Origin of the sequence: Flammeovirga aprica JL-4, from assembly GCF_012844305.1 — a bacterium.
Lineage (GTDB): Bacteria > Bacteroidota > Bacteroidia > Cytophagales > Flammeovirgaceae > Flammeovirga > Flammeovirga aprica.
The window spans coordinates 1-16,005 of the sequence record NZ_JABANE010000015.1; the positions used below are offsets into that span (position 1 = coordinate 1).

Genomic DNA, 16,005 nt, shown 5'->3' on the forward strand with positions numbered 1-16,005 from the left:
AACTCCTCGAAAATCCAAAATATTATTCTGAGGAGTTTTATTTCCTTTTGACAATGCTAAGTTAGTACGCTGTCGCTTAACACTTGAAACAGGGAAAAGTTAAGTGGTCCGTATTGTGGTTCAATGGACGTTGCAGTGCAACATCCCTACATTTATCGAATATGTAAATTGAAAGGGTACCACTCTGTAGAGCCACAACAAGAACCATTTTACAGGTAATAACACGGTTCATTTTCTTCTTAATTCTTCACTGAAATATCCCATTAACTTCTACCCTAGTACTTAAGTATCAAAACAAAATAACGTGCACCATGACTGAAGTCATGGGCAAGTGATATTGACTCCACCAACACTAAAGTTTTGTCTTCGTTATCAGCCTTCAAGATTCTAATCATGATAAGTTTGGCTATTACCTGCCCATAGTTTTAACTATGGTGTACAAAAATCCCCTTTAAATAGAAAAAAAAGAAACTACAAATAACAAAGTATAAGATTTAGGTTTTGGAGGAACAAGAATCAGATTAAATGGATTAGAATAAAGCAAGATTAAAGGTTTATAAATTTCTATTGTCTAAAAACTTTAATATGTTTGTAATACATAAAATCAGTTATTAAATACACTTTTCCAGCAAATTAACTAACTACAAAACTTCAATCTAAATACTAAATAAGATGATTTGGTGATTTTTTAATGAGTCTGGGAATAAACTAATTAAAATGCAAACCATCAATATACAACCCGAAGGAATAACTACAGAGGATTTATCAGAAGCTTTAAAAGCTTGTGTTGATGTTCTAAGTATGCACATTCGATACACCATTGATCAATATTCTGTAGAGAAAGAGGCAAATGATCAAGACGTGCAATTTGCCACACCAGACATTGATCATTTTGAAGCCATTACCCATCAATTTCCGGGTAGTTATTTGTTTCAGCTTGATAAAAAACTCAACCTCAATAAAGATGACCTCATATTATTGATATTTGCTTATGCTTGGGAATATAAACACGAAATATTCACTCCATTTTTTATTTCATCAGACGATATCAATCTCATCAATGACTTTCCAGGTGGTTTAGATCAAGAAAAGAAAAGGTTCACTCCTTTTTTTAGGGCATTTTTAAATCTTTACTTTCCAGAAGCTACGGAGCAAATGTTCTTATATTTCACAAGTGAAGATCACCCTTTTATCAAAAATGATGTTATTTCATTTGAATACCTTTTCTCGAAGGATAAGATTTATGGAAAGATGTCTTCTGTGATCAAAATAACAGAACATTTTGTTGTGTTTTTACATGGTGGTAAATATCCTCCTTTGGATAGTGAAATTGGCTTTCCTGCAAAATTAGCCACTTCTTCCATGGAATTTGATGAAGTGGTACTCACCAACGGTACAAAAGAAAGTTTAGATCCCTTTATTACTTGGTTGAGAATTCAAGATAAGGTAAAAGGGCAAAAAGAACAGCCGTTTTATAAGAAAATCAAGACCAATAAAATGTATGTTTTTGCAGGCCCTCCTGGTACTGGTAAAACACTTACGGCTACAACGCTTGGTAAAAGATATGGTTTATCTACCTACACTTTAGATATCTCAAGGGTTGTTTCTAAATATATTGGTGAATTTGAGAAAGCCATGGAGAGAGTTTTTCAAAAACTTGATGGACAAGACGCTATTTTATTTATTGACGAAGCTGATGCGCTGTTCACCAAAAGAAGTGAGAACATCAATGACGCTAAGGATAAATACTCAAATCAAGAAATGTCTTACCTGCTACAAAGGGTAGAGCGTTTTGATGGAATAGTTATTCTTGCTACTAACGTTAGGGATATCCGTACACACTTTGACAAAGCGATGCTACGAAGAATATCCGAAATTATTGAATTTGGTTTTCCACTTCAATCAGAGAGACTACAGCTTTGGTCGAATGCAATCACTCCACCTTTTAATTTCAAAGAAGGTATTCTTGAGAAACTTTCAGAAGAATTTCAAGTTACGGGTGCTAACATCGCCTCCGCAATGTCCAATGTTATTATTGAGTGTATTGATAAAGACATTTATGAAATAGATCAGACTCTTATTGAAAAGCATTTACAAAAAGAATATTTCAAACGAGATTCGAAATTCGGTATTTGCAGAGATTCAGCCCCTGCAGGACTTCTAATGGAACAACGTTTAGGTAGAACGGCTGTACATACAGGAAGTCGAATGTAATACTCCAAAAATGATATAAGAGCAGGGAACACCGAAATCATTGATGATAAAAATTCCTCACCTGGAATAGCTGAACTTTTATCTACATTGGTAGAGGTCGGTTGGCTTAATTTCAATAAACCACCTGATGATAAAAAAATACAATATGAAATTTCAAAAGATTATCATGGTGCAGAAAACATAAAACCTGGGGATACTATTTATTATAAAGAAGTACGTCCCGGTGTTTATATGCCTAGAAAGAAGAAGTAAGATGAGAGATTTATTTAAATTTTTATTTTTAGTTTTTATTCTCAACTCTTGTACTAAGAGTTCACCAAAAAATGATCTGGTACTTGAAAGAGATGATAACGGTTTAACTCTTTTATATGCTTTTAAAAAAGATGGTTATCTTGATTCGATTTATTTACATTTTTATGAGGAATACTATATAAGAGATAATGAAGGACATATAGTAGGGCATCCCTTCAAAACTTTTAAATACTTTTCAAAAAGAGAAGAAATTCTAACGGTAAGTTATGATTCTACGGATTTGATATCAACATATAAGGGTACACCATTTTTAGATTTTTCAGTTATAAAAGAAAAGAATGGATTTAAATTGTATTCAAAACTTGTTAATATACCTAGAACACGAGTGTCTAGGGTTTCTTATTATATTAATAATGAAACAGATATATCATTACTTTCTGCAGGTACTATTGATTCTTTACACGGTGAGAATAATTTTTATGTCATTGATAAAGAATTTAAATTTTCTGATTTTGATTGTGATATGGAATACCTTTTTAATGTCAATGTAACTTATTATGATATAGGAATAGATGGTAAAGAAAATATTTTTTTCTCAAAACATAAAGATCTTTGATCTCATTGTTCCCCACTGTTCTTAGTGTTAAGACGTCAGATCAAGACGGAAGTCTTTTTAAAAAATAAGCCAATAAAAGCATCATTAAGAAAAGGTTGGTATACCGTTGGTAGTAATTGGTTTCTAACATACGAAAAAGATATTACAATTTTTGAAAAGTACAGATGTTTGTAATTATGAATACAAATCAAAGCTTCTTAATAAAAACCGAAACTAGCCTTAGTAATACCTTTCTAAGAGAATTAGGTCTTATTAAAAATAAGTTGATACAATGAAATTTATCTGTCTTTTATTGAAAAGAATATTTCAAACGAGATTCCAAATTTGGTATTTGCAGAGATTCAGCCCCTGCAGGAATTCTAATGGAACAACGCTTAGGTAGAACGGCTGTACATACAGGAAGTCGAATGTAATATTCCCAAAAACAAATAAACTAAATAGTCATGATAAGAAATAAGCAATATGACCAGCGTCAAGAACATTTACAGTTATCTGAGGAGGAAGAAACTCAACAACATGTGAGTACATTAACGCAAGAACAGAAAGAGAACGCCCTAAAAAATTATGATCAAAAAAATAAAGAAAACTGGAAACGGGTTTCTCAGCAATTAAAAAATTCAACAGATCAATCGAAAAAAGAGGAGACCGCTCCTACTCAAATTACCTTGACCTCAAGTGTTGGTGCTGGAGGGGCAAATTTAGTGTCTGATGTCAAAAAAATTCAAAAGAAATTAATGAACTTGGGCTTCCTTTCTGAAGGTTGTTTTGATGAAGAAAGCGTAGATTTATTCAAGGAGAAAAAAGATACTGATAAAGTTAAGGATACAGATATTCCTCATACAATTGAAGCTATAAAAAGTTATGAAGCTACAGTAGAATATGTGGGTTATGCAGACAGCAGAAAAAAGCCTTCCGGAAAAGTCACTCCTGCTGGCAAGACTTTACAGCTGATGAATATTCAAAAAGCATCAGTAAGCGAAACTCAACTCAACGCTATCAAACAAAAAAGAAACTCGATAAACATAGATGTTTCTGAAGAAATTGACTTGAGTAAGATTGAAGGGAATGTGGGTGATATTGATGATGGTAACAAAGTCGAAGACATCACCCTTGTTCAAGATGCACTGATTGAATTAGGCATTTTAAAGTTTGATGAGGAAAACTCTGAAAGAAGTGATGCTATCTTCAAAAAACACCCTGATAGTTATTTACAAGGAAAAGAATCACTCAAGAAAGAGCACTTAAAACTGACCATTAAAGCCATTGAAGTTTTCCAAAATTGGAAAAAAATAAAGCATTGGAGAACCAAAAAAGTGCATCCTAAGTTCAAAGAAAATGCGAATGAACAATGGAAAAAAAATGGCAGAAAAAAGAAAGAAAACTTTCTTGAAAATACCGGTTTTACTAAAGGTGTGGTCAATAAAGGGGACTCTACTTATTTACTATTAGACGCTTACAAAAAGTTTAAATTATCTTTTAAGGCAAATGGCAAAACACAATCTTACTCATTCAGTAATCTTGTAAGAAGTGGTGATGCTGTAAATATGGATGGGCTTTCGATTATGGGTAAGGCAAAAGCACAAGGAGTAGATCTTGCTACCATTAAAAAATTTGGATTAACAGACATACAAGCCAAGGCTTTAAAATATGTCTCCACGCATGAAGGTAATTTTGATGCAATCAACTCCTATGATCAGGCTGTTATTTCCTATGGCTTTATTCAATTTGCTGGCGGTGGTAGAAGTTTCAATTCATTGCTTGCACTTATGAAGAAAGATTACCCTTCTACTTTTAAAACTTATTTCCAGGATTACGGTATTGATGTAGAATACCTTGAGAAAAATGGTAAAATAGTAAAAAGTACCATCGTTGCTGTAGATGAGATAACAGGAGATAAATTAAGAGGAATCACCGCTGAAGACTACATTAGAAGTAATGAAAAATTGATTGGAAGTTTAATTATGGCAGGACATGATACAAAAGTGCAGGAGGCTCAGATTAAACTTGCAGCGAATATGTACGTGAAGCCCGCGGCAAAACTCAGTTTTAGAAGCACAGCAAATGTCCCACATCTTAAAGTAGTCAAAAAGTTAACGGACGGAAAAACAAAACAATCGACATTTCTTGGTAAAAAAGAGATCGATACTTATAAAAAATCAGCTGATTATAAGGCCATCAAAAATGATTCGAAGCTGGGGAGCCTAACAGAAGGAAGTCTAAACTTGTCTGGTAAAAAAGTAAATACAGTGCTTACTTCTGCAAAGTCTACCACTTCATTAATTAATATGGCCATCAATGATGGTATTGGTGGTGCGGGTGTAAAAGTCTCCAAAGGAGTACGAGATTATATCATTGAAAAGAAAATTTGTACACTTGATGAAATAAAAAGTGCTTCAGAAGTAGAAATTCTTAAGAAAGTAAAAAAACATGTATTCAAACCAAAACGTATTCAGGCCATCATCGATGAAAGTTCTATTTAATACTATTCTTCTTTTGATCATCATTAGTTGTAATCAGGTAAAGAGTCAAAATAATAACCATTCAAAACAAACAATAACTGTGGAAACAATATACTGGGAGCCAGAGCCTGAAGAGGCTAATGGAATTAATTGTAGCATATCTATAGAATACCCTATTCTAAATGGTGAAGGAGCATTGATTTCAGAAATTAATCATCAAATCAAAACACAAATATCAGAAGATTTGGAAGAGTCGAAAGACTTGTGCAGTGTAGAGGATATTGAACTAGAAGATTTACCACGACGTGATAACGAATTAAACATCTCTTTTGAAGGGGGGAGTAACTCACATATAATTTCTTTAGTTATAAGGAAATACGTCCGACCTTTAGGTGGTGCCTACGCCATGAAAATGCTTAAGTATTATAATTACAAGTTGAGTAATGAAAGTCCATTATATCTTGATGAGGTAGTAGATATAGAAAAGATTAAGGAATTATGTTGGGAGCGTGCTTTGGAAAACAATTATGAGGATAGTTTTACACAAAATGATTTGTACAATTATTTAAGTACAACTCACAACTCCAACTTTGTAATTACAAATGAGGGACTAGACATTGACCTATTACCTCTAGACGAAGACTCATATAAAGTGGGAGAAGAGATCTCTATTAGCCTACCTATTGATGATATTGAAGATGCACTCAAAATTGATTCTTCATTATTGCCATAATATTGGAGCTTTCTACTAAGCACTAAGGCAAAAGTAAACAGGTGTTTCGTAGACCCATAATTGAAATTATAGGCTTTGGGAAGACAACTCATTGATCAACATCTTATTAAAATATTTAGCTTCCCATAAGCCCATGACATCTATTCATGGTGTACGGTATTTTAACTTTTCCTTTAGTCCTAGTACTTAAAAAACCACCACAAAAAAAGGGCTGCAAAATCAATTACAGCCCTAGTTTTTTATCGTTCTAATATTGTTATTTACTCGATTTCTTCCCCACCAATTTCACCGTTTTCACCAATGGTTTTGAAGCTCCAAGTTCCACACTTCTTTCTGAAGGCAATGCATTTGAAATCATGATATCATACGCTCCTCTTAACCATTCTTTCTCTCCTTGATCATTAAATAATTTGAAATCATCAGATGCTAATTCAAAATTATAGGTTTTCGTTTCTCCTGCTTTTAAGGCGATTCTTTGGAAGCCTTGTAGGATGTATTGTGGTGTTAATTCCTCTTGGTTTTTTGGAGAAATATAAAGTTGAATTACCTCTTCACTGTCCACTTTTCCGGTATTGCTTACTGTGAAAGTGAGTTGCAATTTGTCTTTTTGTTTTAATGTTGACGATGAAAGTTCTAATTGATCCAATGCAATGTCTGTGTAAGTCAAACCGAACCCGAATGGGAATAAAGGCTCTTCTTTCATAAACTTATACGTTCTTCCTTTCATCGAATAATCATCGTAAGAAGGCAATTGATCGATGCTTTTAGGGAATGTGATTGGTAGTTTTCCGGATGGTGAAACGTCACCGAATAAAATATCAGCTACTGCGTTTCCTCCTTGTTCACCAGGGTACCAGATATGTAAAATTGCATCACAATGTTCTTCAATTCCTTCTAATGAAACTGGACTTCCACTTGCTACCACTAACACCAATGGTCCTTTTTTACTTTCAATAATTTCCTTTACATAATTGAGCTGGTTTTCTGGCAACTTCAAATCTTTACGGTCACCAATATTTTCTGAGGCAATCGCATCGACTTCCTCTCCTTCCATATCTGCTGTGATACCAACTACACAAATGGTAACGTCTGACTCTGCCGCTACTTTTGGTGCCCAGTTTTTAGGATTTAAGTTCTTTTGGAAGGGTAATGCTCCACTTCTGTAATTTAAAGAAGTTCCTAAAGAAACTTTATCAGCGATACCTTCTAGAATAGTGACTAAATTAGGACTAATACCATAATAACTACCCATTAACATATCTGCTGAATTGGCAAATGGACCTGTTACGTATGGTACTTTGATGTCTTTTGGAAGCGGTAAAATATTGTCTTTGTTTTTTAATAAAACGATCGACTTCTGCGCTGCTTTTCTTGCTAATGCCACATGATCATCACTGTGTATATGTTCTTTTTTCACATTAAAGTAAGGGTGATTACTGTCTTTGTTAAACACCCCTAAACGGAATCTTGTTTTGAATAACTGTACAGCACTTGCATGGATTTCCTCTTCTGTGATTAAGCCTTCCTCCACTGCTTTTTTCAATTTCAAATACGTTCTACCACAATTCAAATTGACCCCAGCTTTTAATCCAGTTGCCGCCGCTTCAGGAGCACTTTTCACATATTTCATCTTATAGAACATACCATTTATTGCTCCACAGTCTGAAGTAACATAACCATCAAAACCCCATTGCTCTTTTAAAATATCCTCTAATAAAAATGTGCTTGCACAAGATGGCACGCCGTACACAGCATTGTAAGCTCCCATTACACCTTCCACTTTTCCTTCTACTACCAAGGCTTCAAAGGCAGGCAAGTACGTTTCATATAAATCTTTCTTTGTAGGTTGAGCGTCGAAAGTATGTCTTACGCTTTCTGGCCCTGAGTGCACTGCAAAGTGCTTGGCACATGCCGCTGTTTTTAAGATTTCACTGTCAGTTCCTTGCAAACCTTTTACAAATGACAAACCGATTTTTGAAGTCAAGAAAGGATCTTCACCATACGTTTCCTGTCCTCTTCCCCAACGTGGATCACGGAAGATATTGACATTGGGCGTCCAGAAAGTAAGGCCTGCATATTTGCTTGTATTTCCCATCTCTTGGGAGATCTTAAACTTCGCTCTTGCTTCCGTAGAAATCGCATCTGCCACTTGAAATACCAATGAAGTATCAAATGTTGCCGCCATGCCTATTCCTTGAGGGAAAATCGTGGCTTTACCGTTTCTTGCTACTCCATGCAGTGCCTCGTTCCACCAATCGTATGCGGGAACATTCAGCCTTGGAATTGTCGGCGTGCTATTTAGTAATTGTTCTATTTTCTCTTCCAAAGTCATTTGACTGACCAAAATTTCTGCTCTTTCTTCCAGTGGTAAAGAGGCGTCAAAATAAGAGAAGTTCACTTCCTGTGCGTGAAGTGTACCTATCAATGATAGTAGTAATAATATTGTTGTAAACTTAGCTTTCATTTCATTCATTATTTAATTATTAATATCAGGTTTTTCTATTTGGAAATTATTCCACGTTCTTATAATAGTCCCAAAAGTCAAAACCATAACCTACTTTTTCCTTATAATCTTCTTCTTTAAGAGCAACCTGTGCGATTTCAGATTGCATTTGTTTTAGTGTATTTTGATGTTCTGGAAAGAACGATAAGTCTTGTGTTTCCCAAGGGTCATTTTTAATGTTGAAAAGTTGCGTTACCCTTGATCCCCTTACCGAATGACCGTCCTTTTTTGAAAAGTCAGGAGCCCTTACGTATTCAATCAGTTTATAATCTCCCTTTCTATACGCTCTCTGAAATTGACGGTACGCATGATATGTATATTCTCTGATCTGCTTCTTTTGTTGGTTGATGACCGGCAGTAAACTTTTCCCTTTTACAGAGGCAGGGATTTTCACGTTGGCCAAATCACAAATGGTGGGGTAAATATCATGTGTATAGCAGAAGGCATTATTACGTTGTCGTTTTTTGATGGCACCTCCACTGATGATAAAAGGGATATGCAACCCATCTTCATCATACACATTTTGTTTCCCCATCAGACCATGATTTCCTACCGCCAAACCACTGTCACCTGCCAAAACGATAATGGTATTTTCATACTGCCCACTTGCTTTCAGAGAAGCTATTACTTTACCTATTTGTTCATCTAAATGTGTGATAATGGCATAATAATCGGAAAGCTCTTTTTGGGAAACGGCCTCCGTTCTTGGCCATACCGCAAGTGCTTCGTCTCTGAGGAACATATGTCCATTATCAAAAGGGTGCTGTGGCAGATAGGAAGGAGGAAGCTCGATTTTTCCCTCTGGATACATTTTTTTAAAACGCTTCGGGGCTTGTCTTGGATCATGTGGGGCATGAAAAGCCAAGTACATAAAAAATGGATTGTCCTTTTTATAATTTTCAATAAAATCAATAGCGTCTTCTGCAAAAATCTCAGAGGTATGCGGACCATTTTCTTCTGTTCCGAAAGGACCTTTCTCTCTCTTTTCTGCTGTAAAACTTTCCTTTATTCTATTCTGTTTTTTATCATAAGAAATCAGATAAGCATCACTTTTTGGAAACTTACCTTGATCGTTCCATTGCCAAAGAGGCATTCTATAATGGTCCACCAAATAGGCTCCCAGCCCCATCACTTGTCCACCCGAATCAAACGCTCTTGATACCGACGCTTTGTCTTGATGCCACTTCCCAACGATATGGGAATGATAACCGGCATTATGAAATGCTTCCGCAATGGTGGTGTGCTCTTTTGGGATTTGGTGCCCTACTCCTTTCAGGTGAAAAAGAGGACGACCCGAAAGCAACATTGCTCTGCTTGGAATACATGTCGCTCCTGCAAAAGAACCCATCAAATAGGCGTTATCAAATACTACTCCCTCTTCAGAAAGCTGGTCCATATGAGGCGTTTTTACCGCCTGACCTCCTAATGCATGAATACCACTGTAGCGGTGATCATCGGTATAAATCAATACTACATTAGGTTGTTGACCAAAGGCTTTTCCACCAAAAAGGAGCAGTAGAAATACTATTTTATAAATCTTTTTCGGTATCAGAGTTTGCATAGTGGATCGTTACTTTATCATTGTTTACTTTAAGGTTTTTAGAAGTATTATGTTCTACATTAGAAAACAAAATAGGGAACCTCTTATCCTGCCCTTCTTGATAAAAATGAAGGTTTTTAAGAGTTATATTTTTAATATTTCTAGCATACATTCCATACGCTGGCAAAACTCCAAAAGGAATGTATTCCGGGTATTTTCTCTCCAAAGTGGGCACTTCCGTATTCACCTCTAATTGCTCACTTTCACTCTTGATTTTGATTTCAATTTTCTCTAAATGAAAGTCCTCAATTTTATGCTGATCTGTACCCGTTATTAAAATACCACTAGGTACTTTTACCCTCGTTTTTTCTTGAGGTAAAACTTCCGCATAGATGTTCTTTAATAGGATATTTTTCATACTTCCCACTTCTTCTTGAGGTGCATTTCTATACGTTCTTAAGCGTTCTCCCAAACGAACAAAAATTGGCATATCTACACCGTACATTTTGATGTTTTCAATGATCACATTTTCAATATTAGCTCCATCCACACTTAAGATTTTAATTCCCCCTCCAAGCGTTTCCTTAATCACACAATCACGAATATGGATATTTTTAAAATCACCCATTGATTCCGTTCCGAACTTGATCGCTCCCCAATCACTTTTCAAAATACAGTCTTGCACATCTACATTTTGCGTAGGCAGTGGACTTGTTGCTTTTATACACACAGCATCATCACCCGCATCAATCTTAGCGTTTTTGATCGTAATATCTGTGCTTGAGTCTATATCAATTCCATCATTATTGCGGTGGGCATGACTGTAAATATTAATAGCATCTACCTCAGCATTTTTGCATTGAAAAAAGTGTAAAGTCCATGCTGAAGATTGTCTTAAAGTGATTTGATGAATTTTGATGTCTTCACACCCTACCAATCTCACTAAAAAAGGACGATCTGCAATTAACTGTTTTCTTTTTTCCTTCGGCACACCTAATTCCTTCAAAGTGGCATTCATAGGTTCATATAAAAAGTTTTCACCCTGACCATCAATCACCCCTTTTCCGTAAATAGCAATACCTTTCGCTTTTTCAGCACCGATCAAACATTTTCCTCTCGGTTGTCCTGTGGCATCCACAAAAGGAGCAATACTTTTATAATCAAAAGGGTTTTCACTCCCTATGATTTTTGCTCCTTCGGACACCCACAGCTTTACATTATCCTTTAGAAAAATAGTCCCTATCCGAAACACTCCCCTATCAACTTTTACAATTCCACCACCCTCTTTCTCACAAGCATCAATGGCCTGTTGAAAATAAACGGTGTTCAATGTTGTACTATCTCCCTTTGCGCCAAAGTCAGTAACTTTTAGTACTTTTTCTTGAGCAAAAAGTGATAAAGAGAATAAGTAAGTGATCAAAAAGAAGACGTTATTTTTCATGTCATTTATTATTTTCTATCATCACAAGCCCACGACTTAAGTCGTGGGCTTGTGATGATTAGTGAGTCGATTTAAGATTAATAGTTTGATCAGGATATCCCTCCGCTTTGGCGGTTATTTTAATATCGCCTGCTTCTTTGGTAGTTTGAATGATGGTCAAGGCTCTCCCTTGGGAAGTGGTTAAAGTATTCGATTGGAAATCTTGAATATTTGTCCAAGCGCCATTGTCTACTCCTAATAGTTTGGCATTTCCTTCTACTTCAAAAGTCACCCTCACATCCTCTGTCTTCACTGGAATTCCTTCTTTATCTTTTAACTGAAATACAATATGTGATACATCATAAGCATCTGCTTTCAATTGTTTTTTATCTGCTGAGATAGTGAATTGAGAAGGTTTTCCAGCCGACTTTAATGTAGCTACTGTTTCTTCCTTTCCGAATTTTGCTCTTGCTACCAACTCTCCTTCTTCAAAAGGCACTACCCAACGCATAATTCTACCCGGACTATCTGACATACTTCTGTAGCCCAATGATTTTCCATTCAATAGCAACTCTACCGTAGCATAATTGGAAGTCACTTCCACCAATACTTTTTCTCCTTTTTTATAATTCCAATGCCAGTTACTATTTCTCCATTTGTATGAACCTTTGTTCTTCGCTACGGGCAACCCAGACATTTCATGTGCTTTAAAACCAGATTTTTTCAATGGTAAAGTGCCAATGGAAATGTGTGGTTCGTCTTTCCAGATGCTCTTAAAATAATTCCACCCCGTTACTTTAAAACCTGCCAAGTCCAACATATCACCCCAAGCACTTTTCTCTGGCCAACGTTCATTTCTTTCCCCGATATAATCAATACCCGTCCACATAAAAATACTGAATACGCCAGGGTACTCTAATACCTGCTTCCAATCGTCCCATGTACCAGGGCATTCGTTGGTAGTCACTTGTGTATTCGGGAAATATTTTTTCGTCCAAGGGAAAATCACGTTTCTGTAACTATAACCGGGAATATCTACGGCATCCGCATAACCACTAACATGACTTACTTGCGGAATAATCAAGTTGGCCGTAGTAGGACGAGTATCATCCATTTCTTTCACCCAATCATTTAGTTTTTTGGCTGTTTCAGCAAGGATATATTCCCCTTTTTCCCAATTGTCATATCTCACCTTTAACTCTTCAGGTGTAAACATTGGTGGTTTGCCAAAAAATCCTTTGTTCTTATTCGGATTCTTAGGATCAGTGTAAAACCCTGTGATATATCTATAATGTAAATACGTCCATTCTATCTCATTACCGATACTCCATTGGAATACAGACGGGTGATTACGATCTCTACGCATCGTTCTTTGTAAATCACTCTTCGCCCATTGCTGAAAATGCTCATCATATCCTCTTGTGGCATAATCTGAATGACGATCATGGAAATTTTGTCGCTTATCTTTTGCGTAATCAAACTCATCAAATAGCTCATGCTGAACAAGGAAACCCATACGGTCACAAAGGTCTAAGAATTCTTTGGAGAAAGGATTGTGAGAAGTACGGATTGCATTCACTCCACCTTCTTTCAAAAGCTTCAATCTACGTTCCCAAATACCCAAAGGCACTGCCGTTCCTACAAGACCCGCATCGTGATGCAAACAAACGCCTTTTACCAATGTATTTTCACCATTTAAATAAAAACCTTCATCTACCTTAAATTCAATTGTACGAATACCAAAAGGTGTGCTGTATTCATCCACTACTTTGCCATCTACTTTCAATTGTGTCAATGCACTATAAAGCGTAGGTGATTCCGGTGACCATAACTTCGGCGATTTTACTGTAAAGTCTTGAGTGATTTTATTTCTTTGATTCGATTTTAGAGAAGTGTTTGAAGTTGCTTTTGAAAGTTCAGTTCCTTTTGCATCTACTATGCTTGTCACTACTTCTACATTTTGATCCGTAGTGTAATTATTTTCCAGTTCGATTTGAAGATGCACTTTCGAGGCCTCTTTCGTTACTTCAGGCGTTGTGATAAAAGTACCCCAAATTGGAATATGTAATTTATCTACCGTAATCAATTTTACATTTCTATAGATCCCACTTCCGGTATACCATCTGCTATCCGCAAAACGAGAATGATCTACATGAACGGTAATACTATTTTCTTCTCCATTGGTTTTGAGGTAACTTGATAAGTCGTAATAAACGGGTGAGTAACCATAAGGATTGACTCCTAATTTTTTGCCATTGATCCAAAAAGTGGCATTGTTATACACACCATCAAAAAGGACAAAGACATTTTGTTTTTCTAAATCAACCGGCGTTTTAAAATGTTTTTGGTAAACACCTACACCGCCAGGTAAATACCCCACACATCCTTCTAAAGTGGAATCAAAAGAAGCTTCTACACTCCAGTCATGAGGCAGTCTGATATCCCTCCAATCTTGATCTGCTAAGGGCACATTGTTAGGAGGCAATGTATCTTCGACCAATGTAAATTTCCAATCAAAGTTAAAGTCTATTTCTCTTTGTAAGTTTGCTTGTTGTTGGGAGCACGACATCATCCAAAGTCCCAATAGTAATACAATTATTCTTTTCATTTCTTCTGTTGTTAACGTCTAGTTTAAGACAAAGAAATGAAGGAAGCATAAGATTGTTCGTTTAAAATATATCAATTTGAAATATTATAAATTTATCCCCCCTTTAATGATTTTTTTCAACCCCCTCTAATTTAAAAAAGAAACACACAATCAGTTTATTAAATACACACATTTAACCTCGTTTCATGTACTCTCGATTGACTCTGTAATACTCTCTCCAGTCAATCCCAAGGTATTTTGTGATCTTCTGAGTGGTTTCTTGTTGGATAGATTTGACTAATAAAGTCGTTTCTTCTGAGGTCAAAGTTCCCTCTTGTTTTCTTTTGAAGTAATAAGATCGAAAGGCCAAAAAGTTAAGGTAGTAATTGTAAACTTCTTCTTTCTGAACTTCTGTAAGGTTCCATTCTTTGCTTGCAAATTCTATATAATGCTCTGCACTTTTCTTTACCCACTCTCCTGGGGTTGGGGTGGTTTGTGCAAATGAAAAAATGGAGGAAAATAATAGGATAGATAGGATAATGATCTTTTTCATGATTTAATTAGATTATTTATTTCAATGAGATTGTAATTTTTTTGTGAATTAATTTAGCGTCAGCTTTCAATGGAGGTTTCTGCAAGTCTTTGATGTTTTTCTAAAACTGGTTCAAGTCTTAAGCTGAAAGCTTTACTTGGACCTATATCTAGAAAAAGTCTGAAGACTTTTAGAACTATTTGACTTTCCTATAAGTCTACAGACTTATAGCAGTTACAAGCACAAGTGACACTTCGTTTAACACTTGCGCTAGTTGTAGACTTTTTTGTACTTATAAAAAGAGAAACCCGATACACAAATCTGATGTAAAAGAATACTGAATCATTACTACCTGCGATTTAATTTATCTTAAGTACAAATTCAAAATTATCTCATACTAATTCTATTTATTGTTTTGCGATTACTTCCTTCAAAAAACTTTTAATAGAACCACTATTAATACGTTTTTTAGCGTTGTACTCACAAAAAATAAATTAGAATTAACTATGATTTATTTTTGACTTTGTACTTAAACAATACTCTTTTTACATTTTCAATGTATAGCAGGTTTCTCTTCTGATTTAAATTCATCTATATCGAAAGTTGGTGTTGCGTACACCACGACTGAAGTCATGGGCTAGTGATACTGACTCCAACAACACTGAAGTGATGTTTTCCTTCAAGACTATTTGTTGAGGTTGCTTGATCTCTTGCCCATAATTTTAACTATGGTGCACGAACCACATTCTTTATATGCTTATTTACTTTTCTGCGCCTTCTTTGCTTTTTGAGCTTCGTTAAAAGCCTTGTCCACTCTGTAGTACTCTTTCCATTTGATGTTTAAGTATTTGGTGAACTTTTGAGAAGCTTCTTTCTGAATAGCTTGAATTTTTGTTTTCGCTTCTTCTTGCGTCAATTCTCCCTCTTTCTTTTGCTTGTAAACTTGTGAGCGTTTCACCATTAAATCCAATCGGTAATCATAAATCACCTCTTGTTGTTCTTTTGATAGCTTCCACTCTTTTGTAGCAAACTCGACGTAGTTTTCAGCATTATTTTTCACCCACTTTGGAACAGGAGTGTTTTGAGCAAATGCTACTACTGACATAAGGACTAATACCGATAAAGCGATAATCTTTTTCATAATTTACG

The 16,005-nt window shown here is 35.6% G+C and carries 10 protein-coding genes; 4 read left to right on the forward strand and 6 right to left on the reverse strand.

Annotated elements, in window-relative coordinates; genetic code table 11:
• Nucleotides 1-717 precede the first annotated feature (717 nt).
• From HHU12_RS07405 to HHU12_RS07420, 4 genes are all read left to right on the forward strand, one after another.
• Complete coding sequence (locus tag HHU12_RS07405; protein WP_169656114.1) at nucleotides 718-2,214, forward strand: ATP-binding protein; 1,497 nt, start codon at nucleotides 718-720, stop codon at nucleotides 2,212-2,214.
• Nucleotides 2,215-2,467: 253 nt separating this feature from the next.
• Nucleotides 2,468-3,082: a hypothetical protein gene (locus tag HHU12_RS07410; RefSeq protein WP_169656115.1), complete on the forward strand. Its 615-nt coding sequence runs from the start codon at nucleotides 2,468-2,470 to the stop codon at nucleotides 3,080-3,082.
• Between the two features lie 443 nt (nucleotides 3,083-3,525).
• Nucleotides 3,526-5,562 carry a hypothetical protein gene (locus HHU12_RS07415; protein ID WP_169656116.1) on the forward strand — a complete coding sequence of 679 codons (2,037 nt, stop codon included), beginning with the start codon at nucleotides 3,526-3,528 and terminating at the stop codon, nucleotides 5,560-5,562.
• A gap of 79 nt (nucleotides 5,563-5,641) precedes the next feature.
• Nucleotides 5,642-6,274 carry a hypothetical protein gene (locus tag HHU12_RS07420; protein ID WP_169656117.1) on the forward strand — a complete coding sequence of 211 codons (633 nt, stop codon included), beginning with the start codon at nucleotides 5,642-5,644 and terminating at the stop codon, nucleotides 6,272-6,274.
• A 256-nt stretch (nucleotides 6,275-6,530) separates the two neighbouring features.
• Here the strand turns inward: HHU12_RS07420 and HHU12_RS07425 are convergent, their stop codons facing one another.
• The 6 genes from HHU12_RS07425 to HHU12_RS07450 form a co-directional block, all read right to left on the reverse strand.
• Nucleotides 6,531-8,738 (reverse strand): glycoside hydrolase family 3 C-terminal domain-containing protein, encoded by a 2,208-nt coding sequence (locus HHU12_RS07425; RefSeq protein WP_169656118.1) that lies wholly within the window; start codon nucleotides 8,736-8,738, stop codon nucleotides 6,531-6,533.
• 46 nt (nucleotides 8,739-8,784) lie between these two features.
• Nucleotides 8,785-10,338: a sulfatase-like hydrolase/transferase gene (locus HHU12_RS07430; RefSeq protein WP_169656119.1), complete on the reverse strand. Its 1,554-nt coding sequence runs from the start codon at nucleotides 10,336-10,338 to the stop codon at nucleotides 8,785-8,787.
• A complete protein-coding gene (locus HHU12_RS07435) occupies nucleotides 10,307-11,758 on the reverse strand; it encodes a glycoside hydrolase family 28 protein (protein ID WP_169656120.1) in 1,452 nt (483 codons plus the stop codon). Before HHU12_RS07435 ends, HHU12_RS07430 begins: the two co-directional genes overlap by 32 nt.
• Nucleotides 11,759-11,816: 58 nt before the next feature.
• Nucleotides 11,817-14,345, reverse strand: a complete 2,529-nt coding sequence (locus HHU12_RS07440) for a glycoside hydrolase family 2 TIM barrel-domain containing protein (protein ID WP_169656121.1) — start codon at nucleotides 14,343-14,345, stop codon at nucleotides 11,817-11,819.
• A gap of 172 nt (nucleotides 14,346-14,517) precedes the next feature.
• Nucleotides 14,518-14,877, reverse strand: a complete 360-nt coding sequence (locus HHU12_RS07445) for a hypothetical protein (protein ID WP_169656122.1) — start codon at nucleotides 14,875-14,877, stop codon at nucleotides 14,518-14,520.
• Between the two features lie 736 nt (nucleotides 14,878-15,613).
• On the reverse strand, nucleotides 15,614-15,997 hold the full coding sequence (locus HHU12_RS07450) for a hypothetical protein (protein ID WP_169656123.1): 384 nt from the start codon (nucleotides 15,995-15,997) through the stop codon (nucleotides 15,614-15,616).
• Nucleotides 15,998-16,005: the final 8 nt, after the last annotated feature.